This window comes from Streptococcus sp. CL5.50, from assembly GCF_049738015.1.
Classification (GTDB): domain Bacteria; phylum Bacillota; class Bacilli; order Lactobacillales; family Streptococcaceae; genus Streptococcus; species Streptococcus mitis_CA.
Genome location: NZ_JBKOTR010000007.1, coordinates 42,203 through 68,768 on the forward strand (window position 1 = coordinate 42,203; position 26,566 = coordinate 68,768).

General features: G+C 32.7%; 27 protein-coding genes and 3 pseudogenes. All 30 read right to left on the minus strand.

The window, feature by feature from the left end; translation table 11 throughout:
- Positions 1-387: 387 nt before the first annotated feature.
- Positions 388-465 (minus strand): annotated as a pseudogene (locus ACLNCV_RS05785) (type II toxin-antitoxin system death-on-curing family toxin); the annotation flags it as partial.
- Between the two features lie 32 nt (positions 466-497).
- Positions 498-1,214, minus strand: coding sequence for an alpha/beta hydrolase (locus tag ACLNCV_RS05790; RefSeq protein WP_424844971.1), 717 nt, complete (start codon positions 1,212-1,214; stop codon positions 498-500).
- A 3-nt stretch (positions 1,215-1,217) separates the two neighbouring features.
- Positions 1,218-1,529 (minus strand): hypothetical protein, encoded by a 312-nt coding sequence (locus ACLNCV_RS05795; protein WP_125393774.1) that lies wholly within the window; start codon positions 1,527-1,529, stop codon positions 1,218-1,220.
- Between the two features lie 119 nt (positions 1,530-1,648).
- Positions 1,649-3,391, minus strand: coding sequence for a glycoside hydrolase family 13 protein (locus ACLNCV_RS05800; protein WP_424844972.1), 1,743 nt, complete (start codon positions 3,389-3,391; stop codon positions 1,649-1,651).
- 176 nt (positions 3,392-3,567) lie between these two features.
- Positions 3,568-4,059, minus strand: a complete 492-nt coding sequence (locus ACLNCV_RS05805) for a hypothetical protein (RefSeq protein ID WP_004254407.1) — start codon at positions 4,057-4,059, stop codon at positions 3,568-3,570.
- A gap of 63 nt (positions 4,060-4,122) precedes the next feature.
- A complete protein-coding gene (locus tag ACLNCV_RS05810) occupies positions 4,123-5,004 on the minus strand; it encodes a diacylglycerol/lipid kinase family protein (protein WP_261020222.1) in 882 nt (293 codons plus the stop codon).
- A 216-nt stretch (positions 5,005-5,220) separates the two neighbouring features.
- Complete coding sequence (locus ACLNCV_RS05815; RefSeq protein ID WP_261036536.1) at positions 5,221-5,586, minus strand: insulin activator factor; 366 nt, start codon at positions 5,584-5,586, stop codon at positions 5,221-5,223.
- 46 nt (positions 5,587-5,632) lie between these two features.
- The gene (locus tag ACLNCV_RS05820; RefSeq protein ID WP_424844973.1) at positions 5,633-6,076 is read right to left on the minus strand and encodes a hypothetical protein; all 444 of its coding nucleotides are present in this window, start codon (positions 6,074-6,076) and stop codon (positions 5,633-5,635) included.
- Between the two features lie 62 nt (positions 6,077-6,138).
- Positions 6,139-6,801, minus strand: a complete 663-nt coding sequence (locus ACLNCV_RS05825; protein WP_424844974.1) for a DUF443 family protein — start codon at positions 6,799-6,801, stop codon at positions 6,139-6,141.
- Between the two features lie 56 nt (positions 6,802-6,857).
- Positions 6,858-7,505, minus strand: coding sequence for a DUF443 family protein (locus ACLNCV_RS05830; RefSeq protein WP_424844975.1), 648 nt, complete (start codon positions 7,503-7,505; stop codon positions 6,858-6,860).
- 94 nt (positions 7,506-7,599) lie between these two features.
- Entirely contained in the window at positions 7,600-8,256 is a 657-nt protein-coding gene (locus tag ACLNCV_RS05835; RefSeq protein WP_424844976.1) for a DUF443 family protein, read from the minus strand.
- A 49-nt stretch (positions 8,257-8,305) separates the two neighbouring features.
- Positions 8,306-8,962 carry a DUF443 family protein gene (locus tag ACLNCV_RS05840; protein ID WP_424844977.1) on the minus strand — a complete coding sequence of 219 codons (657 nt, stop codon included), beginning with the start codon at positions 8,960-8,962 and terminating at the stop codon, positions 8,306-8,308.
- Between the two features lie 126 nt (positions 8,963-9,088).
- Positions 9,089-9,778, minus strand: a complete 690-nt coding sequence (locus ACLNCV_RS05845) for a hypothetical protein (protein ID WP_424844978.1) — start codon at positions 9,776-9,778, stop codon at positions 9,089-9,091.
- Positions 9,779-10,013: 235 nt separating this feature from the next.
- Positions 10,014-10,440 (minus strand): annotated as a pseudogene (locus tag ACLNCV_RS05850) (DUF7668 domain-containing protein).
- Between the two features lie 29 nt (positions 10,441-10,469).
- Positions 10,470-11,324: pseudogene (locus ACLNCV_RS05855) on the minus strand (ADP-ribosylglycohydrolase family protein).
- Positions 11,318-12,142 carry an alpha/beta fold hydrolase gene (locus ACLNCV_RS05860; protein ID WP_424844979.1) on the minus strand — a complete coding sequence of 275 codons (825 nt, stop codon included), beginning with the start codon at positions 12,140-12,142 and terminating at the stop codon, positions 11,318-11,320. The pseudogene ACLNCV_RS05855 and the gene ACLNCV_RS05860 overlap by 7 nt, the downstream one beginning before the upstream one ends.
- A gap of 207 nt (positions 12,143-12,349) precedes the next feature.
- Entirely contained in the window at positions 12,350-12,967 is a 618-nt protein-coding gene (locus ACLNCV_RS05865) for an RpiB/LacA/LacB family sugar-phosphate isomerase (protein WP_424844980.1), read from the minus strand.
- 357 nt (positions 12,968-13,324) lie between these two features.
- Positions 13,325-14,068: a lysostaphin resistance A-like protein gene (locus ACLNCV_RS05870; protein ID WP_424844981.1), complete on the minus strand. Its 744-nt coding sequence runs from the start codon at positions 14,066-14,068 to the stop codon at positions 13,325-13,327.
- 179 nt (positions 14,069-14,247) lie between these two features.
- Positions 14,248-14,856 carry a Type 1 glutamine amidotransferase-like domain-containing protein gene (locus tag ACLNCV_RS05875; RefSeq protein WP_424844982.1) on the minus strand — a complete coding sequence of 203 codons (609 nt, stop codon included), beginning with the start codon at positions 14,854-14,856 and terminating at the stop codon, positions 14,248-14,250.
- Between the two features lie 351 nt (positions 14,857-15,207).
- Positions 15,208-16,890 carry an ABC transporter ATP-binding protein gene (locus tag ACLNCV_RS05880; RefSeq protein ID WP_424844983.1) on the minus strand — a complete coding sequence of 561 codons (1,683 nt, stop codon included), beginning with the start codon at positions 16,888-16,890 and terminating at the stop codon, positions 15,208-15,210.
- A 21-nt stretch (positions 16,891-16,911) separates the two neighbouring features.
- The gene (locus ACLNCV_RS05885; RefSeq protein ID WP_424844984.1) at positions 16,912-17,631 is read right to left on the minus strand and encodes an ABC transporter ATP-binding protein; all 720 of its coding nucleotides are present in this window, start codon (positions 17,629-17,631) and stop codon (positions 16,912-16,914) included.
- A 135-nt stretch (positions 17,632-17,766) separates the two neighbouring features.
- Complete coding sequence (locus tag ACLNCV_RS05890) at positions 17,767-18,507, minus strand: ABC transporter permease (protein WP_424844985.1); 741 nt, start codon at positions 18,505-18,507, stop codon at positions 17,767-17,769.
- A gap of 170 nt (positions 18,508-18,677) precedes the next feature.
- Positions 18,678-19,313 carry a TetR/AcrR family transcriptional regulator gene (locus ACLNCV_RS05895; protein ID WP_424844986.1) on the minus strand — a complete coding sequence of 212 codons (636 nt, stop codon included), beginning with the start codon at positions 19,311-19,313 and terminating at the stop codon, positions 18,678-18,680.
- Between the two features lie 156 nt (positions 19,314-19,469).
- Complete coding sequence (locus tag ACLNCV_RS05900; protein WP_424844987.1) at positions 19,470-19,811, minus strand: GntR family transcriptional regulator; 342 nt, start codon at positions 19,809-19,811, stop codon at positions 19,470-19,472.
- On the minus strand, positions 19,808-20,029 hold the full coding sequence (locus ACLNCV_RS05905; RefSeq protein WP_173254376.1) for a DUF1648 domain-containing protein: 222 nt from the start codon (positions 20,027-20,029) through the stop codon (positions 19,808-19,810). The genes ACLNCV_RS05900 and ACLNCV_RS05905 overlap by 4 nt, the downstream gene beginning before the upstream one ends.
- Positions 20,030-20,047: 18 nt before the next feature.
- On the minus strand, positions 20,048-21,607 hold the full coding sequence (locus tag ACLNCV_RS05910) for a putative ABC transporter permease subunit (RefSeq protein ID WP_424844988.1): 1,560 nt from the start codon (positions 21,605-21,607) through the stop codon (positions 20,048-20,050).
- Positions 21,600-22,310: an ABC transporter ATP-binding protein gene (locus tag ACLNCV_RS05915; RefSeq protein WP_424844989.1), complete on the minus strand. Its 711-nt coding sequence runs from the start codon at positions 22,308-22,310 to the stop codon at positions 21,600-21,602. Before ACLNCV_RS05915 ends, ACLNCV_RS05910 begins: the two co-directional genes overlap by 8 nt.
- Positions 22,311-22,419: 109 nt before the next feature.
- The gene (locus tag ACLNCV_RS05920) at positions 22,420-23,037 is read right to left on the minus strand and encodes a TetR/AcrR family transcriptional regulator (RefSeq protein ID WP_045611710.1); all 618 of its coding nucleotides are present in this window, start codon (positions 23,035-23,037) and stop codon (positions 22,420-22,422) included.
- 146 nt (positions 23,038-23,183) lie between these two features.
- Positions 23,184-24,935 (minus strand): recombinase family protein, encoded by a 1,752-nt coding sequence (locus ACLNCV_RS05925; RefSeq protein ID WP_424844990.1) that lies wholly within the window; start codon positions 24,933-24,935, stop codon positions 23,184-23,186.
- Between the two features lie 489 nt (positions 24,936-25,424).
- On the minus strand, positions 25,425-25,646 hold the full coding sequence (locus tag ACLNCV_RS05930) for a helix-turn-helix domain-containing protein (RefSeq protein ID WP_049544702.1): 222 nt from the start codon (positions 25,644-25,646) through the stop codon (positions 25,425-25,427).
- Positions 25,647-26,566: the final 920 nt, after the last annotated feature.

Genomic DNA, 26,566 nt, shown 5'->3' on the forward strand with positions numbered 1-26,566 from the left:
GATCGTTTCACAAGATGACGTGTGCTTTCACCACACTAAAAATTTATGAATTAGAACAAGTGTCCTAACATCAACTTATAAAAGTAGGCTTTTAACCCTATCAATAATGTGGCTTTTCAACCACGCTTCGGCATTCAACCCTGCCTGTCCGTAGGCATTTTTTACTCGGGTTTATATTTGCTAGAAAACATCATCTCATTTTCTAAGCTTTATTACTATATCATACTTCCAACACTCTGTAAAGTACTTTTTTGGAAAAAATATCTATTTTTGTTCGGAAAAATAATGTTTTATATAGATTTTTATAAACTGTATAATGTGAAAGCGGATATAAAAAAAACTAGTCCACTAGTTCTTTTAAATGTATCTTAACGAATCTTATGCTTATTTAATGGTAACAGAAAAACGATAGCCATTTAATTGTATAAATTTCACCAAAACGAATAAAGCAGTTCGTTTTGGTAAAAACATGCTTTTTTTCAAGCAATACAAGTAGCTTAGTGAGAATAAGCGAGCCACTCATTAATCAGACTAGCGATTTCTTTAGGTGCTTCAGTATAAAGTTCATGGCCAAAATTCTCTAAAAAAATAGTATCAAAACAGTCTGGCAATTCTTTTAGGGCTTCCTCTCTCCATCTAGCTTCATTAGGATAGCGAGGACTAATAAACAAGGTATCCCCCACTTCTCTCTTGAAAGCTTGTATTTTCCGCCGTAGTCGGAGAATCGCTTCTATATTTTCATAATTTATAGCCAACTCATATCTATTATACTTCGCATTCCAGTGATAGGACTGTCTTACAGCTTTCTCCATATTTTCTGACCAATGCTTTGCTTCAGATTTTTCTTTAGAAATAAGAACATCTAAGTCCGAAACGACTTGAGATTCGATATAGTTTTTAGCTTCCTCTAACTCAGTATCTAAAGGTAAAATCTTATCTAAATCTAGATAACCACCATCCAAAAGAATCAGTTTTGTCACTTCATAAAATTCCGATGCAAGATAACGCGCCAAATCTCCTCCAAGAGAATGACCTATCAGACATATAGATTCTTCCTCTACAATCTCATTTTTAAACCATGATTTCAACTCTGTTTCATCTTGAAGATGCTTTTCATATGGATTTAGAAAATAAATCTGCGAATTTAGTTCTTGAAAAAAATCCTTGCTATGATAGACATTGCTTCCCAAACCGCCAATAAAATATTTTTTCATTCTCTACTTAATACTATGCTTATTCATCTTTTGTTCAAAGATAGTCGTGATAATTTGACGCAATTCTTCGCGTTCTTTTTCTGGTATTTCACCACTTGTTTGAGCTACAGCGTAGAGTTCAGGGTGTTCAATTGAAATGCGTTTAATAGTACGTGTCGTAGCATGCTTTCTGACGAAAAATGGGATTCGCTTAATCAATTCTTGTGGTACTAGAGCAAGAATTTTTTTAGCAGTTTCCTTGTCACTAATCTTAGAAGTAGTTAGCCCATTCTTAATCATTTCCTGTTCTTTTTCTGTAAAATCTTTTAATTCCATTCAATTAGTCCTCCTATTTTCACTAAGTTAAATTATATACCAATTGTAGCAAGACGACAAATAGTCTGTTTGTAAAATCTTCTCTATACTATAACTTTCCTGTCGCTCATAATTGCTCTTTAATGAAAAACCACAAATCCTTTTGAAGAGATGACAAGCTGATTTTCTAATTCTTGGTAATTGCTTGCTAGTGATACTGCTTCTTTCTCTAAAAGATAATCATCTTTTGATTGGTTAAAGATCGCTTTAAGGACCCGGCCTTCGTATGTCCATTCCAGAGCTACTACATCTTGTCTGATTTCTTTTAGGCTATACTTACCATGCTGAATGGTCGCTGACGCATGTTTGCGAATCTTAATCAGCCTCTTCATGAAATTCAGCATATCATTGTCACTTGATATACGTTCCCAAGGCATACAACGACGACAATCTGGGTCCGGTCCTCCAGTCAAGGATAGCTCGGTTCCATAATAGATGCAGGGTGTTCCCTTTTGCAAAAAGAGAAAGGCTAGGGCTGATTTAACCAGTTGAACATCCTCATTGGCCGTCCACAAGATTCGTTCTGTATCATGCGAATCCAAGAGATTAAACATAACCTCTGAAATCTGTTGCTTGTAATACATAGACTGACCATTGATTTCATCGATGAACTGGTCTGTCTTCTTAAAACCTCGTAAGAAATAGTCCTTGATACTATCGGATAAAGGATAATTCATGACCGCGTGGAACTCATCTCCATTTAGCCAAGGCTGAGACGTATGCCAGACTTCTCCTAGGATATAAAGATCAGGCTTTTTAGCTAAAACTGCCTTGCGAAAATCCTTCCAGAACTGATGGTCAATCTCATTAGCCACATCCAAACGCCAAGCATCGATATCAAATTCTTCAATCCAATAAGTCGCAACCTTTAAAAGATAGTCCTTGACCTCTGGATTGGCTGTATTTAGCTTAGGCATATAGTCCTCGAAACCAAAAGCATGATAGGGTAAGTCTCTCTTATTAGCTAGCTTATCAGTCGTCACTGGGAATTGTTGTATATGGAACCAATCTTTGTAAGCAGACCCCACCCCATTTTTGACAACATCTTGCCATTGAGGCGATTGCGAACCAATATGGTTAAATACAGCATCCAGCATGATTTTCATACCACGCTGATGAGCTTGCTCGACCAGCTCCCGAAAAGTCTCCTTGTCTCCAAAATGACGGTCAATTTCCAAGTAATCTGTCGTATTGTACTTATGATTGCTCGTAGATTCAAAAATTGGACAAAGATATAGTCCAGTAGTGCCCAAGTTTTGCAAGTAATCCAGATGGTCAATAATCCCCTGTAAATCACCACCGAAGAAATCATCACTCTTAGGTGTGACAGATGAATCCCAGTCTAAAGTCCCTTCTGGGTTTAATCGAGCATTTCCATTAGCAAATCTCTCAGGAAATATCTGATACCATACCGTATTTGAAACCCAGTCAGGAACCTTGCATGCATCAATCTCATGTATATAAGGCAACTTAAATCCATTTCCAATAGCATGAAGATTTTCTAGAGAATTTTCCACACACCCTTTATCGCCATACAAAATACTTTGACCTTCTGTATCCTTGAGTTCAAAGAGATACTGGATACGTGCAAAGTCAACGGACACTTCAACCTGCCAATGGTCAAATAAGGCATCAGAAGTTATCTTGGCCATTTTCTTTGTATCCTGATAAAACTCCTCCATAAAGATAAAAGGGTCACCATAATGCAAGGTGATACTCTCAATATCCCCTTTCTTAGTTCGAATCCGAATATGGAGTTTCTTATCCTTATAAAGATAGGCATACTCCGACTCAGGTCTATGGTAAATGGCTGTTAATTCCACTGTATTTGTCTCCTGATTTACTTGGTTGCATTTACGACGCAAACGTTTTCATAATTGTGATTCTAGTATACTACTTTCGTATTTTATTTTCAAGGCTTGTCCGTAGATTCTAGTGGTTTGGTTCTATAAATAAAAAAGCAGCCAGTCTTACAACTTGCTACTTTTCAAATAATGATTTACAAATATCTTTGCAACCACTCTATTTTTTTAAAATCCTTATTGTTATTGTGATCATTTCGATAGGAATCTTGGGAAGAAGCCTTGTAAATACTTAAAAACTGTTCCAAACTTGGAACGCGAAAAGTGATGTTTTCGAGATGAATCAGCTCTATATCCGATTCCGAAACTCCTGCAAAATCAGGTAAAGAATCGATACTTCCGAACTCAACACTCAGACCATCTTTTTTGAATTCATGCTCATGAATATCTATTAAGGCGTAGCCTAAGTGTTTCATCACTTTCATTATCTTGTCCCACTCATAAATTCTGAGATGATCGGGTGCTTCCCAACCTCTAGGGTCACCAGGCACATGAATGTCAATGTCAGACGGCCCCCATTCTTCATTTGATCGGTATTCAAACCCCAAAGACCCCATGAGCGTCGGAGTGATTCCGACTTGGTTTAAATGAGAACAAATTGTTCGAAATTCATCAAATAGAGAATTCATTCCTCCTCCAATCGTTGATATAGAACTTAATTTCGTTGTGAATAATAAACTAATTTTTACCTTCTACTCTTTCGGTTTTGAAAATACTTCAACTCGCTGAGCTAGAACTTTTATTTCTACAGGTAGGTTATCCGATTTATCGCCATCAACGTCTGACTCCAACTCACTATCTGAAGAGATTTTAATATTACGCGCTCTGATATACTCAATATTATCATTGCCGACAACATCTCCTTTTAGTAAATCAGGGATGACGGATAATTTGGAGAATAGAGACGCATCTTTCAGAATCAAAATATTGGCATAGCCGTCTTTGTTTTCTTCAAAGATTTTCTTATCAGCGAAGTAATTTGTCAAGAGAACCAAAACATGGCTAGCTTCACCAACATAATTTCCATTTTCTGTCTCAACCTTAATGTTAAATACCTGATCCGTCATGACAGACTTCATGGTATTTACAGCATAGGCTAAAATACCGAATTTTGTCTTATCCTCGATTTCAACATTGTGAATCGCTTCAGGTAGAGAACCGATACTAAAAATATAACCAAAATAATTGTCATTCGCTTTTCCGATATCAATCTTATTGGTTAAATCAAAATCCAGTTCATCAATTGCGCCATCGATGTCTTGATTGATTTCCAAAAGTTTCGTAATGAGATTACCAGTACCACCAGGGATAATCCCTAACTTAGGAATGTAGTCTCTCTCAGCAATACCCGAAATGACTTCATTGACAGTCCCATCTCCACCAAAAACAACCACTGCATCGTACTGCTCACGAGAAGCTTCTTCAGCAAAATGTGTTGCATCCAGCGCTTTTTCTGTAATTTTGGTTTCCACTTGCTCAAAATATTCTTTTGCTTTATTCTCCAGCTTTTCTTTATAATCCAGAGCCTTCTCCCCACCAGAGGTAGGGTTGATAATTAACATTGCTTTTTTCATTAATTTCTCCTCAATATTCGTTAGAAATCTTTATATTTCATTATATGAAACTAAATGTAACCCTATTATACAATGAAAACTCAGAAAAAAGAAATATGACGTACTGGAGATTAAAATAATCGGTGATACGGTAAGCATATTGTCTAGTAGAAAAAATGAAAATAACATTTTTTACACTTTAGTTTTTTAAAACAAAGTGTTATTGTTGCTAACTTCTTACTTAATTTTTTTAGCTAATTTATTAAAGTCACCTATATACAATATTCCCGAAATGAATGCAAAAATTGCAGAAAAAATTGAGAGAAACGGTACGAAACCTGTGATAGATGCCGCTAAGAGAAATAAAAAGCTTTTTTTACGACCATTTTCTTCTTTTTTATAAATGAAAATTGCAAGTATAGCACAAACAAGAAACATGAAACTAATTAGGTTCATTGAGAATGCCCATCCCGGCTTATCAACAAAACGAAGAGCACCGTTAATAAACCTTAACTCCCATCTATATAAAAAAGCATAAGCAATAAAGGGAGAACACGTTAATGATATTACTCCATTAAAACAAAACAAACTATGTGACTTCATACTAGTCTCTTTTCTTAATTTTATGAAACTTTTCTTTCTCTCTTAATCAATCCCTAGCAGGATCATCTAAGATCTCAATCTCACCTATAAACCATCGTGACATCTTCTTCTTTTTGTCTTTAAAGGGATCGGGTTTAATCAAAGTAAAAGGTGAAATGCTTGCATCTGGAAAATACAACTCCACTTTTAAAGACTGCTTAGGATTATCGTTAACATAGGCTGAAAAATGAATATGATAGCTTCCACCCACATCACCACCATTATCATACCCTCCCCTAGCTGTATTTGGTAAAAGTTTAATAGAATTTATTGATTGTTTTTCCTCATCTTCCAGGTAGGTAGTAATTGCACTCTTGATAATCTTTTCATTCTCATGGACAAATTTTCCGTTGTTGTTAAGAAGAAAATTCCCATAGCTTAGAAATGTTAAAAAAAGAAGCAGAAAAGGAATGGATAGTAAAAAGTACAGCCATTTATTGGATTTAAACATAATGTCTCCTGTTTATAAGTAAATAGAGTAATTGTGTAACAGTACCAATTTATCCTCGTATTTTAAGAATTCTTGATTTTTTCGAAAATAATCTCTTGTTTTTCGTAACTTTCTCGGAGTGGTAACATTCCTAAAATTACAGTAAAGAATCCCAGTAATATAATATAATTAATAATAAGGATAGAGGCCTCTGTCCCATTATCAGTAACCATATAAAACACCAAAGATCCTATAACCGCAACAAAAAGAATAGGCAGAAGTTTATACAATTTTAACTGACGTTGTGACCTTGCTAGTTTGAATACTATTTGATACTTCGTTCCTTTACTTGAAATCTTTTGGTGAAGACTACGACGAACTACAAAAGCAATGAACCTGAAAGTAAGATAAGCTAGGACAATAAAAAGGACAAATAATCCTAATTTAAAAGAGATATTATGGCTAATGTCATAACTCTTAAAAGCATTCGTAACAATCCCATAACAAGCTCCACCTATTGCTACACCTACTCCAATACCAAGAGATTTGCTCATAGTTGGAGCTAAGCTCTCAAAACTTGTATCTCTTTTATCTAACTTTAAGCATTTAGCTGTGATTTCACTCGGAAGAGAACCCCAGAAATAATTTTTAGGACTAATGCTAGTCATATCCAAAAGATATTTTTCACCTTTAAATTCTACAATTTTATGAAAAGTTTTATTTGTTTCTTTAAATTTTAATTCCACATTTATCACCCAAAAACTTTCTAAAACAATCTGCTACCAGAAACTAAACATCACTATTACAACTCTTCAATTTCAGTTAATGTTAGTGTCTTATAGTACTCTGGGATTTGTGGCATTCTCAGTATTACAAAAAACCACCACGAAATTATGCCATTTATAACCAATATAGCACTTTCATAACCACTGTCAAGTCCTATAAAAAATGCTAAACAAACAGCATTAATTCCAAGAGTAATATACCACCAATCAATCATTCGTTTCCCTTTGGGTTCCAAAACAAGTCGACAACGTTTACTATTTTTGGGAATTCTTGATTCAAACTTTCCTACCGCACTTTTTTCATAAAAGACAGCCATAAGATATGACAAAAATACAGAGAAAGCAAATAACGCTACTTTCATTAAAATTTGCTGATTGATTCCCCAGCTAATAAAGGCATCTTTCATCAGCGTATGAGAGAAGCCCACAAGTGGCTGAATCATGATAACTAGAGCAGTAGATGCACCTATTGGTGTTTTCGATTTTATTCTAAAACTATCATTAGACGGAGATAGCTCGACCATCTCAGCAGTAACCTCTTTCGGAAGCGAACCGAAGAAATAGGATTTGCCTTTTATAGTAGTCGGATCTAAGATATAACTTTTATTCTTAAACTCTACGATTCTAAAAACTGCTATATTCGAATTTTTAAATTTTAATTCCAAAATTTTCCTCCAAAAACAATGATGGTAATTCAATATTTTTTAAAACCATTATCAAATCCATCAAAAAATCTCTATAAAGACTGCTTCATCGTTATTACAATTCTTCAATTTTTTCAACTGTCAAAAATTTATTTCTATAAGAAAAACTTATTGGAGGCATCGTCCAAACGCTCAAGAATAAGGCTAATGAAATTAAACCATTAATTACTAAAATTGCTCCCTCTTCACCATCGTTTAACATTAAAAAGAAAAGTAAGCATGCTAAGTTTAGGAAAAGAAATATATACCCAGTTAACTCTCTTCTTTTAGTCGTTCGAAGTGTTAATCTAGCTTTCTTACTTTCCTTAGGCAACCGTTCAGCTGCAATTTTATGAGCTTTTCGCAGAGAATTCCAAATAACAAGATAAGAAATCAACATAGAAATAAAATATAAAACTATCTTTAAGAATATTTGTTGACTTATCTCATAATTTACAAATAAATTTCTTAACATATCGTATCCAATTTTTACAATCGGTTGGACCATTATAGCTATAGTGCTAGTTCCCAATAGTGTTTTTGATTTTGTTGCAAAACTAGTATTTTTCTTATCCAATTCCGTCATATCAAGAGTGATATTTTGGGGTAATAAACCCCAACAGTATCTCTTAGGTGACAGAGTGCTAGTATCCATAATATATTTCTGAGAATGCCCATCTATTTCGACTATTTGATAGCAACCAATGTTAGAATTTCTAAAACTTATCTCCATCTTTTACTCCTACCACCTAAATACTTTCTGAATTTCGTTATAAGTTACATTATAGCTTTTTAAGTTCTTTAAATTCTAGGTATTTCTGTTGATAAGCATAAGTCAATGGAATAACGCCAGATTCAATCCAAATAAATAGATAAGCCAACAAACCATTCAACACTAGAATTGCAGCTTCTGTTCCATCATCTAGTCCCATATAAATAGAGAAAGCAATTGTATGTAAAATGGGAAATAGATAAGCATGGAATTGTCTTTTTTTCTTATTATTCTGAAAGACTATTTTAAACCTCTTCTTTTCCTGCGATAAACGACTTGAAATCTCCTTCCTCGATTTCATTAAAATACCTTGATAGACAATATAGGCTACCAAAATAGATATGAGAAATAAAGATACTTTTAAATACAGATAATGACTAATATCATAATATCTAGAAATTGATGTTACTACTCTATACAGAAGAAGACTAAAACCAATAGATACCATACGCATTCCTGAGGGTCCCATCTTAATTTTTTTATCAAAATTTTTATTCTGACTATCAAGTTCTATCAAATCAACTTCAAGAGTTTCAGGGGAAAGTCCCCAATAATAACTCTTTGGTGTCGTGGAGTTGGAATCGAGAACGTACTTTTTCTCTCCCATCTCTAACACATCAAAATAAGCAACATCTAATCCTCTAAAATTAATTTTCACATTTACCACCCCAATACTTTCTAGCTAATTTAATAAATTCTTATTCAGCTTCTCGAATTCCTTACATTGTGACATTTTAAATTCTAAACAACATTCGATAAGATTACTGACATTTCAACTCGACAATTACTCTTTTCAATTTCGTTCATGAAAACCTGATTCTTTTTCAAAAATAACACTACTAATTTGCACAATCTTTTGATTAGATTTTAGTTGAATAGTTACTCTATATATAGTTGAGCTGGAATGATTTACTAATACTATACATGTTGTTTCCTCTGGTAAATCATATTTGCTTTTTAGATGTTTATAGAGGTCAGAGTTATTTTCTGGCTGATATACAATCTCACTAAGTTCTGTTTCTGCACTCTTAAAGGTCTCCTTTACATCTAAAGAAGTAAAGAAATCTCTTTGTACCACTAAATTTAGAATTTCTTCATCAAATAAAGGATTTACCTCCGACCCATAATTTAACTTCCCATTAGAATATGTAACCGGAGCAGTTTCATTATTTTCCCCAATTGTTATTGTATAATCACCTTTAATATCAGCTTGAGTGATATCTAAGTCCACTTCGTATTTTTTAACTTCAGTTTGATTTTTTATATAAACTCTACTAGTGTATGCCTTTAATCCCGTAAAGTCCTTCTTGTCTTGTTCTAAAAATTTAAACATGGGCTCAAACGTTTTTTCAAATTCGTACTGTTTCTTTGTTCTGTTTTTGGGAATGGTTTCACCCCCAAAACTACATCCATTCAAGGAAAACAGTGATACCAGAATGATTACCAAGCCGGCAAGCCATAATAAATGCTTATATTTTTTCATTTATTTCTCCAAAAATACAAAGTCTAAGACTATTATAACATGAACATACTGAAAATGACTTTCTATAACCATTTAGATTCATTCATAAACTTAATTTAAAGACATTCAAGATACTGATAGGAAAACTTAATAGTTTTAAAAGGTTTAACCTTACTCTTGCACAAAAAAGACATTCAAGAAAATCTTAAATGCCTGTATAAATAGTGTATTAAGGATATTGCTTATTAAACTTCTCCTAACCAGGATCGACATTAAGAAATCTTACTGTATAGCCATTATCGGTATATAGAAACTCTACTTGCAACACCATATCTACTAATTCAGAATTTGAAGTCAAATCATAATCAACAGCAAAGCCAGTCTGGTCATCATAATCATAAATCTCCAATTGGGAATACTCATAAGGCGGATTGAAATGACATTCCACACCATACTCATAAGTCGGATTGAAATGACATTCCACACCATACTCATCAATCGTGTCAAAATCATTCAATTCCAATGTCTTTTCAACATAACCAAAGAATTCATTTAAATCATCAATCTCTGATTCGTCGACATAATTCATAATTTCTTCATATTTTTTTCAGGTGAATAGCCTTTAAAATATTAGTGATAACGTCTATAACATTTTCTTTTTTATACTTATCAAGTAATTCCATCGGTGCCACCTTTCTACTTAACTAAACCATCATTTTCCTGCTATGTAAAGCTCCCATCGCATAACTACATCTTTTAAGGGGTCATCCAAGTAAGAATAGGCCTTATCCTTTATCCAATCAGGAATACCATAAGCTGCCTCGGCAATGCTGCCAGTAATTGCAGCTAGAGTATCACTGTCACCACCAAGTGAGATGGCATTTCTTATTGCATCTTCGAAGTCCCTACTTTCAAGAAAGGCAATAATGGCTTAAGGGACAGTTTCCTGACATGTTTCGTTAAAACGATAGTTAGGACGGATTTCATCTAAAGTTTGAAATAGATTGTAGCCGTATTCCTTCTCTATATAATCCTTAATCCGTCTTTTACACTCCGTAGGATTGTCGTTAATTGATTGCTCGTATTCTCTACAATAACCACCAAAGTAAAAACGACATTGAAAAATAGCATCAGCTGTAGCCATAGCGCCTTTGACACCTTCTGGATGATTATGAGTTACCTCTTCAGAAAGACTCGCAAGTTCTCTAGATGATGGCCACGTACCAGTTCTCTCATAGACATCACAGTCCATGAACCAAGCACATGGAGAAACACGCATAGCTGATCCATTCCCAAAGCTATTATAAGGCTCACGGTTATCGCTGTTTAGCCATGCATTAAACCGAGCACCATAATCAGCATTCGGATACAGTCTGCCATATTTCTTCATCGCGTCAATGAAGTCGTCTTTTTGTCCCCCATTCATAATCGCTTCTGCAACAGCACAGGTCATAACCGTGTCATCTGTAAAAAAGCAGTCCTTCCGAAATAAAGGAAAGTCCTTTGTTTTGATATTGTTCCATTCGTAAACAGAACCGACAATATCTCCAACGATTGCTCCTAGCATGAGATTCCTCCTTGTGACATATCAGATTCATTACACATTCCCAATGGTTCACTCTTTAAAAATGGTGCCACCAAATCAATCCACTCTTGAGGCAGGTAAGCTGATAAATAGCCGTGATTATAGCCCTTTGCTTCATACAAAATCGTATTTGGATGTAGCTGCTGAAATAATTTCGCCGATGCTTTGACACAGTTCAATTCTTTTTCACCATAGATATACAGAACCTGAGCCTTGCTAGCAGAAATCATATCTTTCAGCTTGTAATGCCCCATATAGTTTTTGTAAATGGTCACCAATGTTTTGACAGGCGTCCTTGGCAGATCCTCCAAATAATAAGCTTTTATTTCCTTTGGATAAGCTAGTTTAGGATAGAGTTTGTTCATCATGCTTAACTGAAGTTTGCAAGAGAATTTATTGAACATCAGTTTACCAAATAGAGACACTAGAAAGATGCTGATTTTAGATAACATTTGTTGAGGAATACAGAGGCTTCCGTCTATGATGGCCTTCTCAGCAATTTCACTATCTAAAGACAAAAGCTCCATGACAATTTGACCACCAAGTGAAACACCACCGATTGCAAACAATTTCCCACCACAGTTTGCTTTGATATAGTCTAGAATCTCCAATGCAGAATCTTCAGTAGAAACATAATCAAGTTGATATTCTTCGCCGTGACCATTCAAAGTGGGTAGAATAATACGGTATTCTTCTTTTAAGATTTGTGCTTGACGAAGATAATTCCACCAAGAACTGCCACCACCATGTATCAGTAAAATAGGAGGCAAATTCTTATCACCAAATTCATGGAATTTCATGTTTAAACTCCTTACTGTAGGACTTTCACTAGCTAATTTTCCTTGTTCAATCAGCTCTTAAAAGCAGTACCACACACTCGACATAAAACGAGTGAACACTATGTATGCCAAGTGAACATGTATGTATGTGCGAACATGTCTATAAGCCTTTTGACAATAGCATAAGGTTATTGTTAAAAGGTATTACCCCGACAAACTATGATTTACTCATTTCATTAAATCAGCTATTTCTTTCTTCCCATACGCCTTTACATTCTGAATTACATTCTGTTTCCTCTTTATTGATTCAAACAATGATATATCTAGTACATTTGCGAATTCTTCAAACTGAACCTGTCCGATTCTTCTTATTTCTTTAAGTTTCTCGGCATCTCTTACCTTTCTCTCTGCCTCACTCTTGGGGTATCCTTGCCCAAATGGCTCCGAGAAAAGAGCTTCTATTGTTCTTTCAAGATTTTCAGTACCTGACCATGTATAATCTTCACCTAATGGTAATGATATCGCATTTCCATTATTAATCTGAGCAAATAAATAGGCATCATTCGGTGTAGGTGCATACCCGCAAATGACATCAGGCATACTATTACAAGCAAGCATCATTCCTTGTCCAGAAGAACAGCCCGTAACAACGAAATCAACTGTCCTGCTTGCCAACAAGATACCTATAAGAATAGAAATTTCTATATACGAGTATTTTTCATTTTCTTCCATCGTACAGCCAAAATTTATAATCTCAGATTTCTTTGGAGCATACTTTAATACAGCATCATAGATTATTTGATTTTTAGTCGCTTGCGAACTTGCTTGAATAACTCCGATTCTCATTCTTCCCCCCTACAACTTCTAATTTAATGATTTCTTTTTCTTTGGTTTGGGTGCCGGTAATTCATCATATGTTGAATTGAACAAGCCTTTATTTTCTACACTTCATTTATTCACTGGTTGCAACTTTTGACATCAAAACTACCGCCTCCACATATGATAATATTTTTCTTTTATACTAATAAACAAAAGGCAATGAAAATCATTTTAAAATGATACTATGGAACGGAAAGATTTTCGCCAGTTCCAAAAGAAACGACATTCATCATTCCACTTGAAATTACAACAGAAAATTCTTTATCATCTATTATCTAGATAGACTGATTGTTACCTTCAATAATGGATATGCTGCTTTAAATTTTAAAATGTTGTTTCCTTACTAATTCTATTACTCGCCAATATTGTATAAATTAAATAAGTAATTAATATGATAATAAAAATAAGATTAATTTTTAACACAAAATAGAGATTTAACAAATTTGCGAACGCATGAAATAATAGACAGTACCCCACAGATTTCGTTTGACGATAAAGAAGCCCTAAAACAAAACTTAAAAATAATGTATATATAAAAAATAAAATAAAAGGAAATCCTTGATGGCTTTCTCCAACTATAAACCATAAAGGCAGATGCCAAATCCCCCAAATTGATCCTACAATCAAATTAGATTGCCAATAAGTATATTTTTTATCAAGTAACGGTTGTAATATACCTCTCCATCCTAATTCTTCATGTCCACCACCAAAAAAAATTAATTGTATAAAGAATAGTGGCATCAGATAAATTGATACTCCGTTTAATTCTAAGGAAGATACAGAAAATAGTATCAAAATTGCTAACAAATGAATAATGAAATAAATACTACCATTTTCTTTCTTACTAAATACAAAATGTTTAAATTTTATATTATTCCTTTTCAAATAAAAGCCACTTGCAATAGCTGGTCCAAGTGCACCAACTATATGTAATATTCTCCCTATAAACGTCCCTAATCCCAAAATATGAGATTGTGTAAATATGGCAAGAAGCACCCAAGCTATATAAGTAATTCCAAATGTACAATAAAGATAATTTTTTAAATTCTTTTTGTCAATTTCTGTCATTTTATCTTCCTTATCTTGATTATTTTATGAATAATATTTTTACTGCTTCTTAGTTGCTGTCAATTTTAAACTACCTATATTCTATCACAAAAACACAAAAAAAGCCTTACAATCAAGGCTTTTCATTATTCATTTCGTCAATACTTTAGTTTCGTAGATTCAGATTCTCATGATTAAAACTAGTCAATTTTCTCAATAATGTTTCCAAGTTTATCTAATACAAGACATGAATGATCATTTAGTGGAATTATGGGAACATTAACGAGTTCTTCAGCTCTATCCTTATTTGCTTTATCATTCCATGAATCATAATGGACACTAATTAAAAACTGACTAAAGACTCCTAATCCATTTTTTATCTTTATCTGATGATCTGAATTATCATTAGGTGAGACATAGACTTTTTCTCCTAATAATAGGGCTCCTGCAGAAAACCCTATAACTTTTGCCCCTTTATTAAGCATATGATCGATATAATTTTTGAACTCCTGATTGACATAAGTAGATATATATTTTTCCGTATTTCCTCCACCGATGATGATTAGATTAGCATCTAAATAGATATCAAAATCAATCTGCTCAGTGTCCAAAAGTAAGTAATCAGTGTTTAGGTTAGAAATATAGCTTCGGAAAACTTCCGTGTACTTTTTCATATACGGTTCCCAATTTTCTCGATAAACTGTAAAAATGACAATTCTTTCGATCTTCCTTGATGACACAATTTTATTAACAATCGTATGGTTCTTAATCGGCGGATTTCCACCCATCAAAAAAATTTGTTCGTCCAATCTTTCACACTTTCTAAAGAGACATAAAGTTTAAACAAGTCTATTCACGTTTCTAAATTATAATTTTTTCTTAAAACACATCATTAAACATATCATTTTATTATAAACTGACTAAGATTGCACCAGAAATACTACATACTAGACGATTCGGACTTACCGTATTATTTCGTCGGTTTCCCTCCTCGTTCTACAAGTCCTATCGCATGGGCGTAGCATCTACTTCTACTTCGCTGATACCTCAGCTCGTACAAGCAGTGATACCACCTTAACATGTCGTGATAGCAAACTTCTATATTATAGAACGAAAATGATAGAGTGTTTTATAAAATTATACTATAAAATGAAAGAGAATTACACACTCAACTCAAACAACTTATAAAACTCACCTTTCCTATCCATCAAGTTATCAAAAGAACCATCTTCAACAATAACTCCATTTTTCATAAAAAAAATTCTATTGTATTTTTTCAACATGCTCTTATTTAACTTATGGGTAACAACAAGAACCGTCAAATCTTGAATTTCTAAAATTGAATTTTCAATTTCAGTAGTAACTTTATTATCTAAAGACGAGGTAGCCTCATCTAATAATAAGATTGGTGTTTTTCGAATTAAAGCACGCGCAATACTAAGTCTCTGTCTTTCTCCCCCAGATAGATTTGATCCATTCTCGCCACATGAAGTTTGTAGACCTAATTCATTTTCTAAAATATAACTTTCTAAGCCAGACTGCTGTACAGCTTTTTTTATATCATCTTCAGTAAAGGATTGACTAAGGGTAATATTTGCTTTTAAAGTATCATCAAAGATATAAACATCTTGCTGAACAATAGTCATTAAGTTATAAAGGCTCTCTGCTGAAATAGCTTGCAAATCTTGATTATCAATTGAGATATACCCACTTGTTACATCATAGAAACGCAGTAATAGATTGAGTAAAGTTGATTTTCCACTACCTGACATACCTACTATTGCAATTTTTTCCCCCTTTTTGATCTGTAAAGATAAATTATTAAAAATCTTTTCCTCAGTATTAGGGTAGGAAAAATCTACATTTGAAAAAGAAATGACATCATCAAAATATTCTTTCGTTTTACCAGTTTGAAGTTCGATTACATCTTTTACCTCAAATGAATTCAGTGTAGCCTGACCTTCGCGGAATTTACTCATTCCCATACCAATTTCATTTAGTGGCATTACTACAAAATTGACTAGTTGAACAATAGCTGTAACACTCCCAATTGTGGTATGCCCACCGAAGACCAGATACATTCCTCCACCAAAGGCTACTAAAAAAACAATCATCCCTGAAAGTTGAGAAACAACATTAGATAAAACATCAAATTTCCCTTTGATGAAATATATCTCATCCAATTTTTCGCTTTCGTTTTTGTAATCTTGACCGATAGCCTCTTTCACATTAAAACTCTTTATAACTAGAAACCCTGCTAAAATATCTTTAACCTTAGCTAAATATTTCTGCTCGGCTATCATAGAACTATTTTGTAGAGAGGCTGATTTTTGTCCAATAAAACCTGAAATCATCATAGGAATAATGCTAGCAATGATAACTAATAAGGTCAAAAACCAATTACCTATAAACATGGCTACTAGTGAGAAAATCATTAAGGAAATATTTTTTGAAATATTAAAATACTGGTGCAAATAATCCTGCTCAATTTTCTTCATGTTCTCAGTTAATATTGAAATAAATTTCCCTGATTTTTCCTTAGAAAATTCTCTATAATCCCTATCTAAAATAGATTTAAACACCTTATTTTTGTATCTTGACATAATCTGCCTAACAAGTTTATTTCTTAATCGAAGGGATATAAAATTAAGACTGGCATAGATAAATATTACGATAGCGCCTATTAGTATCGCTTGGGTTAAATCTTCCCTATTTTGGGACATTCCACTATCAATTATAATTTTAATAGAATAAGCAAAAGCAATATTAGTTAAAGGAACTAGTATATTAAAAATCATGAAAGTATAAAAAGATTTCTTATGGTACTTTGTCAATTGTTTCATTCCTAATCTACCTCATAATTCTTAAATTTCATTTAGAAAATGTGACATAAAATATTCTTCTAAGTCAATATTCTCTCTCCTAAGCTCTCTCATAGAGACCTGTTCTAGCATTTCTCCATTTTTGATAACACCAATCTTATCTGCTATCTGTGAAATTTCCGATAAAATATGACTTGAGATGAATATTGTAACACCACATTCCTTAGATAGAGACAACAAAAGATTCCGAATTTCTTGAATTCCTATTGGATCTAAACCATTGATTGGTTCATCTAAAATTAACAATTTAGGTTTTGTTAGGAAAGCCCGAGCTAAACCAAGTCTCTGTCTCATTCCTAACGAAAAATCTTTTACTTTTTTAGTCGTATTTTTTAATCCGACCATTCTTAAGGCTCTTATTATATCTGATTCGGTAATATTTTTCCTCATATATTGCGCGTGAATTTCCAAAATTTCTTTTGCTGTGAGGTTTTCATAAAAAATTGGTGTTTCAATAACACTTCCAACTTGACTTAGAATCTCTTCTCTGTGTTCTTGTAGATTTTTCCCAAAAATTTCAATACTACCTGATGTAATTGTTGATAAGGATAACATACATTTCATTAACGTTGTTTTTCCAGCACCATTCGGTCCTAAAAAACCATAGATTTCTCCTTCAGCAATTTGAAGGTTGATACCACTTAAAATTTCTTCCTTATCAATTGTTTTAAAAACTTCTTTTACTTCAACAATATTTCTCATTTCTATCTCTCTTTCTATATCTAGCTTTAAATGCAAGAATTTTTCTTCAGGAGCATAAATACTAACTTATACAGTCTCTTCGTTTAAATAAATCATCACAAAATTAGCACTTTCCTTCCATTAAATTTAGCTATACTACTTGATATTAATATCTGATTTTGAAATAGTATAAATTGAAAACGAAACAATCATTAAACTTATGAAACTAGCAAATATTAAGAAGAATAAGTTATCAACAAAATTATTCGTTAAACTGCCTGGACTTACATTCGAAAGTAAAGCTGCTAAACCAAGTCCTGAAAGCATTGTTATAGCTATTGAATGCCTAATCATGCCTAAAACAAAAGGTAGTATTCCGATTAATACCGTTCCAAACGTAATTCCAGCTAAGTTAATCATTTGATTAGCTACTGGGATATAATTTGATTCAGTTAAAACTGCTACTAATTTAATTAATAATTGAATAACTAAATGTGCAGTAAAATGAGCAATAAATGATATCAGAATTACTGTAAGCACTTTTCCCCATAGTAACTTTATTTTAGAAACAGGGTAGGAAAACAGCTGAAAAATTGTTCTTCGTTTAAATTCATCAATAATAATCGTAGACAATAAATAAGATTCAAAAATCAAAAATGCTGCTTTGGTAAATAAAGATGAAAACAATGAAGCTACAATTGCCCAACCTTCCCATTTACCAGTAACTCTAATAACATTAGAATCCTGTCCAGTGAATTCTCCTAGTTTATTATCAGTACCTAAACCCATAATAATGATTGCTATAATACCTAACACTATAAATATAGTACACATCCAGGCTAAAAATAATTTTGATTTTGAAACTTTATTTAATTCTATTTTAATAAGCGACAACATAGATTTTTCCTCCAAAAAATTTTGTTAATATTAATTACACTATTCAAAAAGCACTTTACATACTTCTGGTATGTGAAATTCAAAAAATAAACATACTGAAGGTATGTATAATGGAATTTTTAATACCATATCTAGAGTATGGTATTTTTTAAAATATCAATACTTATAATTTATTTGACACCTTTTAAGTGATCGAATAAGTTGAAAATCACCTCCATCATTTCATCAGAAATTAACTGTACCCCTAGACCTTCAAAAGTAAGTTTAATGAAATTCATTTTGCGCTTTAATTCTACTAATGAAAAAACGGAAATTTGGAAACCAATCCAAATATTTAGAGTTAAAACAATTAAATCTGCTAGCTCTTCTGGATATTCTGTTTTAATAGACCCATCTTCAACTCCTTCGAAAACTCTTTCTCTAATTTCGGGTAAAAAATCAGAAAATAGACCTAGATACTGCTCTCCTAACAAACGTGGACTTCTTAGCATGATTGAGGCAGAGTAAACGAGCCTTTGATGTTCAAAATTAGAGAAAGAGTCCATCAAAGAATTTTGTATCTTTTCTAATCCAGTATTTCCTCTCCAATTATAATTGAAAATTTCTTGATTGTTTTCGCTAATGATTGTTTGCAGTATATCATATTTAGACTCAAAATGATGATAGATAACACCTTTTGTTAATCCACCTAAGCCATCTATGATATCTTGTATTGACGTATTGTCAAATCCTTTTTCTAAAAATAAATTTTTTGAGACCTCTAGTATTTTTTTTCTAGTTTCATGTGAGTTTCTACTCCTTGCCATCATATTTCCTTTCTATCATACTGTCGGTATGTAATTCTATTGTAGTGGAAGTAACTAATAATGTCAAGTTCTTTATTGGAAAATGCAAAAAAGCCTTACAATCAAGGCTTTTCTATACTTTCACAAAAATCCTAATAAATTTCCATTCAACTTCTTCTAAGCATCTTTTCTAAAAAATAAATTGACAATCTCATCTTCTGAAAAGTCTAGCTCACCAAGTTTTTCAAACAAAATTTTCACTAGCTTGTTAGATTCTTGATATCTTAACTCCTTTATTTCTTGCTCGCTTGCTATGACAAAATATCCTAATGTTCCACAGCTAATAATCAAATTCTGTTCTTCGAGAACTTTCATTGCTTTTTGGACAGTTGCCGGATTACACTTCTCGTTTTCTGCTAATCTCCTTATTGAAGGAATTTGTTGTTCAGGTGCATAATCACCTCTTAAAATAGTCGTTCTTAATTTTGATGCAATTTGTAAATATAGATGGGGTTTCATTTAATCTTTTTATTATCACTTTGCCTAACAAACTTCCAATATGCAGAATAGGGGATGACTGTAGCTAGTAGAAGATAGTATTTATTTGCAAACATATCTGCTTCTCCTTTTGCATTGAAATGAATCGGAACTTTTTCTGGGAGAAATCTACAAATAACAACTATTATAGCTAGCATTACTAATAACACCAAAATATCTTTTATCAGTCTGTTTTTCATCTTATTTTTCTCCTTTAACTAGATAAAATTTGACTTGCTTATTGTTAAATAAACACCCATTGTAATAATCAATAAAACTACTGATACTACCTGTAAAACAAATATAATCGGAAGATTAAACAGCCAATTAAGCAAAAGTGGCGTAATAAGCGCAATCATACCAATAATTCCAGTTACAATAACAGGAAGACTTTGTTTGACAACTATCATCTCACTGTCCCAATCATAGTTAGGATATTTTTTATTTAATGCAATTCCGATTACCGTTATAAAAAGGGAGTAACATATAGGAACAATAACTAGATTCATAACTTGAATAGGATTCATATCAAGTTTAAGCATAAATACAGATACAGAAATCATATATCCAATCAAATGAAGTGTAAGGTTGACAGCTATCTTAGCATTTAAAATCATTTTCACTTCAACCGGAGAACTTTTCAAAATCCAAATATTTTTACCCTCTAAAGACATAGATGAAGCTGCTGGACAACTGAGTGAAAGCATAGATGAAATAAAGACGGGAGCTAAGTTTGAAAGATACTCATTTATATTTTCAATTCCTGCAGAATTTCCTATTTGCCCTACAGAATTAAACAGGAAACATATACTAAAGACACATAAAAGAATCACTCCAAGCCCAGCATTCAAGACTGCCATATAAGAACTTAAAAATCGTCCAAGCTCTTTTTGATACAAGGCAAAAAATACCGATTTTCTTTCATAAGATACTTTGCAATTAGCATATCTTGATTTTGTATTGGCAAGTGTATTAAGTATTCCATACTTCAACGAAGCAATTTTGACAAATAGATAAAAGACGACTATTGAAAGAACTATATAAAATCCCATTCCATAGTACATTGGAAAATTGTAGTATGACATAAATAGTCTAGAAATTGGATACAGTCCAGTAATTTGCTTAGCCAGAGTAACCCCAATACTACTTTCATCACCTGATTGCAAAGCTGATAATGCAAAATATCCAATTATACCTAACATCGCAAATGAAAAAATAAGAGAGATAACATTTTTCCTTTTAAAAAAAGATGAAGCGACAACAATAACGATTCCCATGCATGTCGCTATACACATGGGGATCAACGGGGCAAAAATTATAGAAGTAAAATACAATATAATCTGTAGGAGGTTTAAACTTCCGTTCAAGCCCCATACAATTCCACCCGGAAGCATAAACATCAAGCCGATTAAAAAATTCAATAAGTACATAAACATGAACTTGCTGGTGATAATATACGAACTTTTAACAGGTAAGGATAGGAGAATTTCCATATCTCGACTGCCAAATAAAATGCCATTCGAATAAAAGACAGTCAAAAATAATATTGAAAAACTTGATACAGAGACCATATATGCCGGTATCAAGTTCTGCTGTCCAACTTGTACCAATGTTTTAGCTGTTAGCATATTATAAAAAAAGCAAAATAAGGCAAGAGTTACTATGCCAAAACTCGCAATAGCCATTGAACTTTGTTTTTTATTTCCCGTCTCTCTAATCTGGTTAATGGGAAAAAAATTTATCAATTGTGCTCTAATTAGTATCCAAATGTTACTCATTGCCCTGCACCTCCATGAAAAATGCCTCCAATGATTCATTGCCTTTGATATCTCCTGTATTACCACTTGCAACTAACTTTCCATTTTTGATAATGGCAATCTTATTACATAATTTTTCCGCAACATCCAATACATGGGTTGAAAAGAAAATAGCACCTCCATCTGAAACACACTCATGCATAATTTTCTTTAGTAGGAAAGTTGCTTTGGGATCTAGCCCAACAAAAGGTTCATCTAAAATCAACAGTTTGGGAGAATGTACAAGTGCAGAAATAATGGCTGTTCGTTGCTTCATACCATGTGAATATGAAGAAATAATCCCCGAAAGATGCTCAGTCATATCAAATAAATCACCGTATTTTTGGATTCTCTCCCTGCGTGTTTTTGTAGGAATTTCAAACAGGTCAGCAATAAAATTAATATATTGAAGTCCTGTCATATGTTCATACAAATCTGGATTATCTGGGATATACGCCATCATTTTTTTACAAATAACAGGTTCTTCTTTAATAGAATGACCGTTGATAATTATACTTCCGTCTTCAAAATCATGGATACCAACAACTGCCTTTATCGTTGACGTTTTTCCTGCACCATTTGCTCCAATAAAACCATAAATATCTCCAGGCTGTACTGAAATAGATAGGTTATCCACAACCTTCTTATCCCCATAACTTTTACTAAAATTCTTTATCTCTAACATATTTTCGTCTCCATTGACAATTTGTCAGTTATATTTTGAAATAATACCGATAGCTTGTTTTGATTTAGCTATCGGTACATAGTTCTCTTTACAAACATTCTATCTTTTTTTAATTGCTAAAGAGTCCTTTTGTATTTAGATTTTGTTCCAGCATTATCTTAAATGCATTCAAGTAATCTTTGACAGGTTCTTTCTTTGAAGTTATTATACCTATGTTATTTGAAACAAAAACATAGGCTGTCATCAGAAATTCTGCTGTTTCTGATGGATATTTTACAGAAAATACTTTTTCTGAGATACCTTGATTTATTATCCTCTCAAAATATATAGTCAGTTTTTCAATGAGCTTATGAGATAACTTATCTAACATATAACGATTTTCTTCAAGATCAACCGTCTTTTGTAACTCAGTTCCTTCCGCTGAAACGTTATCTGTAGAGATTATTGTGGCATCTATAAAGGCTCTTATTTTTTCAATAGCAGTTTTGTCGTCATCATTGACAATCACATGAATATCTCTCAATAATTTCTCTGAATAACGTTCCACAAGACAATACAGAATATCTTCTTTGTTCTTAAAGTGATAGTATAACAAACCTCGTGATATATTTACCTTATCGACTATATCCTGAGTTGTTGTGTTCGCATATCCTTTCTCCATAAAGAGGAGCATAGCAGCATCCATAATCTCAGCCCGTCGAATTTCCGGATCTTTTACATCTCGCATTTTATTCCTCCTGATTATAAATTATACTACTATACTGACAAATTGTCAATTATAAAATTACCTTTTTGAGGATACCAAAAAAATCCTTGACACCAAGGATTTTTCGTCAACATTTTTTCTAAGCTCGTACAAGCAGTGATACCGCCTCAACATGCGCTGTTTTCTTTATTTGTACACTTTTTTTCGTCATCGGTTACGGCATTAAAACACAATTTATCATTTTCTATTTTAGCATTCTTTCTTTTAGATTTGTAAGATTTTGCATCTTTAGTCGAAGAATCTCCCGTTTTAAAAATTATAGTCAACATTGCTGGATCAATTTCTCCATCAGAATTTATTCCGCCTACTATTATTTTTTCAACGATACTTTCAAAAATGTCCTTGTCAAACTCCGTCAAAGTCTTTTGTGAAGTTAAAATTTCTTTAAAATTCTCTAATCTACTTTTTATATCAACTTCTGATTTTAAAGTTACTTCTAAGTTTACTTTTTCTTCTAAAAGTTTTTCTTTCTCAATTTGTATTTGATTGAATTTATCTTCATATACAGAATCACTTATTTTTCCATCTAGATTCATTGAAACTAATTTTTCTTCTTTTTTGTACAACGAATTTAATTTACTAACTATCTTATTCAACTCTACTTTTAAGGTATCATCAGTAAGCTCTTCTTTTATAATTTCAAGAAAGTCTTCAGTTAGGTTATTATTTTCATAAAACAACTGTTGGTAGCTCTGTAAAAAAGCATTTTCTATTGCTTTTTCCTCTATGCCTTTACTATGAGTGCAATGCTTTTTACCTCTCTTTATAGATGTTGTACAGTGCCAAATAATCTTTTTGTACTCTGAACTAGAGTGCCAACTTCTTCTAGACAGAACAGTACCACAAAAACCACATTCCAATCTACTGCTAAAAGGGTACATTCTTGAATATCTTTCTCGTTTACCTTTTGTATTTGCTATGGTTTTTTTGTTTCCTGATCTCCGTAATCGAATTTCTTGCGCCTGTGTAAAAATTTCTGGACTAATTATTGCATCATGATTATTTTTAATGTAGTATTTATCTTCTTCACCGAAATTTATTAAACGTCTCTTACTAATGGGATCAACAGTGAAAGTTTTTCCCATTAGAATATCACCTTTATACTTCTCATTTTTAATAATTCCTAAAACTGTTGTATCTTGCCAGTGATCAAGACCTCTCGGAGTTTTATAACCTAGTTCATCAAGTTCTCTAGCTATTGCCCTACCCCCAATACCATCAATGTATCGTTCAAAAATATAACGTACTATCTTGGCTTCTTTTTCATTTATTGATATCGACTTTGTATCTTGATTATAGTCATAACCAAGACAACCTTGAAAACCAATAAGTTCTCCACGTTGCATCTTCATTTTTAAACCCTTTTTAACATGGGCAGATGTATTTTCAACTTCCTGTTGAGCCACTGAACTTAATATCGTCAATAGTAACTCACCATCCATAGTTAAAGTATCAATATTTTCTTCTTCGAAAAATACACCAATTTGTTTATCTTTGAGCAAACGAACATATTTGAGAGTATCTAATGTATTTCTAGCAAAGCGAGCAATGGCTTTGGTAATGATATAGTCTATTTTTCCATCAAGGCAATCTGAAATCAATCTTTGAAAATCTTGTCTTTTTCCAACTTGAGTTCCTGAAATCCCTTCATCAGCATAAATGTCAACCAAAATCCAATCTGGGTGCTGTGATATATACTCTCTATAATGACGAACTTGAGAATCATAGCTATTTTTTTGATCATCACTATCGGAACTAACACGACAATATGCTGCTACTCTCCTCGATAAAGAACCACTATTATCATTTCTTCTAGTTACTAAAGGATTTGCTTTTATAATTTCAACGTTATTTGACATGGCTTAACCTCCTATTTCTCTGCATTTATTTTACCGCAACCAATAAAAAAGGTCAGCTAATTTGTGTATATTTTACGCAGTTTCAGCTTTATTTTTTCATATTCTTTTTCGCTAATAAGTTTTTTTAAGAATAATAGATTTAGCATCTCTAGCTCGACTATATAATTTTTTAAATTTGATTTCAAAAAATCACTTCCCTTTTATCTTTTATCAATCTCCTCCATGGCATGACTGATGAAGTCATCATAAGAATTTCACTTACTGCTCTTTTACGTTGGCAGCCTGAACGGTCAGAAGTATCATTGTATATCATTTGTATCATGGCATATAAAGTATCGCTCTATTTTATTGATGGTTTTAAATCGCTCTTATCATGGCGAGCCATTCAAATTTGCTCCACAAATGAGGAAAGTACCATTTTGGACTATTCAATTTTCAAAGAACAAATAAAAAATCCCCTCATTTTCACACTCTATGAAATTGAGGAGATTATTTTCTAAAGCGAATTTTATCAGGAAAATCTGTCAATCCCAATAGGTAGTCTGTACTAACATCGTAAAAGCTTGAGAGAGTTACCAATACATCTGCAGTTAACATATGTTCCCCCCGTTCAATTTTAGCATAAGCTGAGTTTGTAAACGAAAGTATTTTAGCTATTTGTTTTTGGGTCAAATCGTGATCTTCCCTCAAATCTCTCAAACGTCTGTACATCTAGCTTTCTCCTGAGAAAAGTATAATATATAAAACTAAGAAATCATTCAAAGTGTCCAAATTGGACATTTTGAACTAAAATTAATTTATTAAACACTTCTCATAAGCATATCTATTAACCATCTGAGAGCAAAGATTTTATCAAATATTTAATATTACTGACTTTCAAAAATTAGTATTATTTTAAAATAAAGTGAAACACAAAAGACATGTTTATCTGATATATTATAGTCTCAAAAATATTACAAAATTATAGGAAAATGTTCACAAATCAATCATACAAGCACTTCTCTGAAGCTGAACAATACTAAATTTTAGGTTTATTTAAACAAAGGAAAAAACTGCTTAGGCTGCTCGTCGTTAGGATAGAAACCGTTCTATTTTTACTTGTAAAACTAATCGAGATTCTGTAACACAGGTGAAACAAATCAATGGATAGAAGATCTACTGATAACAGTATTATGCAAATCCAATCTAGAATTTTCATTATCATTCTATAGAAGCTAGCTATTACTTGTAACTTAATAAGATTTAGTCTGACTTTCTGACAGAGTTCACAGAAGTGATGAAAGAAAAACCAAGGGGACATAGTATGAAAACTTTCGTCCACACTTATAAATTCCAACCTTTTGATTATGTGACTATTAGTTAGCATATTTCGGGAGTATAAAAATTTAAGCATTGAAAATTGCATACTATATTTTACTACTGATTATTCCAGAACTTTCCCTCCTGATAACATGTTACTCTAAGTTGCTCTCAGTGGGAATGATTAGTATTATCACTCATGGGAGTTTCACCCGCTATCTTTTTACGATGGCGGCCTGAACGGTCAGAAGTATCATTATCATTAATTGTGTCATGGCAGATAGGTTACCATACTATTTTTGAATAAATGATTCTCGCTCATTTCCTAGCAC